Origin of the sequence: Thalassospira tepidiphila MCCC 1A03514 (assembly GCF_001662875.1) — a bacterium.
GTDB classification, from domain to species: domain Bacteria; phylum Pseudomonadota; class Alphaproteobacteria; order Rhodospirillales; family Thalassospiraceae; genus Thalassospira; species Thalassospira tepidiphila.
On record NZ_JPVZ01000026.1, the window covers coordinates 1 to 914 of the forward strand.

The 914-nt window shown below is 53.5% G+C and carries 1 rRNA gene; it reads right to left on the reverse strand.

Annotated features, from left to right (window positions below):
* Positions 1–914, reverse strand: a 23S ribosomal RNA gene (locus TH4_RS20410); the annotation flags it as partial.

Here is a 914-nt window from a genome sequence, read left to right on the forward strand (position 1 = left end):
CCGCAGCTTCGGTATCCAGTTTGAGCCCCGTTACATCTTCCGCGCAGGCCGACTCGACTAGTGAGCTATTACGCTTTCTTTAAAGGGTGGCTGCTTCTAAGCCAACCTCCTAGCTGTCTGAGCCTTCCCACATCGTTTCCCACTTAACTGGAATTTGGGGACCTTAGCTGGCGGTCTGGGTTGTTTCCCTCTTCACGACGGACGTTAGCACCCGCCGTGTGTCTCCCGGATAGTACTCACTGGTATTCGGAGTTTGCATCGGTTTGGTAAGTCGGGATGACCCCCTAGCCGAAACAGTGCTCTACCCCCAGTGGTATTCGTCCGAGGCGCTACCTAAATAGCTTTCGGGGAGAACCAGCTATCTCCGAGCTTGATTAGCCTTTCACTCCGATCCACAGGTCATCCGCTAACTTTTCAACGGTAGTCGGTTCGGTCCTCCAGTGCGTGTTACCGCACCTTCAACCTGCCCATGGATAGATCGCCCGGTTTCGGGTCTAATCCCAGCAACTAAACGCCCTATTAAGACTCGGTTTCCCTACGGCTCCCCTAAACGGTTAACCTCGCTACTGAAATTAAGTCGCTGACCCATTATACAAAAGGTACGCCGTCACCCCACAAAGAGGGCTCCGACTGCTTGTACGTACACGGTTTCAGGTTCTATTTCACTCCCCTCTCCGGGGTTCTTTTCGCCTTTCCCTCACGGTACTGGTTCACTATCGGTCAGCCAGGAGTATTTAGCCTTGGAGGATGGTCCCCCCATGTTCAGTCAGAGTTTCACGTGCTCCGACCTACTCGATTTCACCTGATCAGATTTTCGGATACGGGGCTATCACCCACTATGGCCGGCCTTCCCAGACCGTTCTCCTAATCATTCACAAGCTTAAGGGCTAATCCGCGTTCGCTCGCCGCTACTG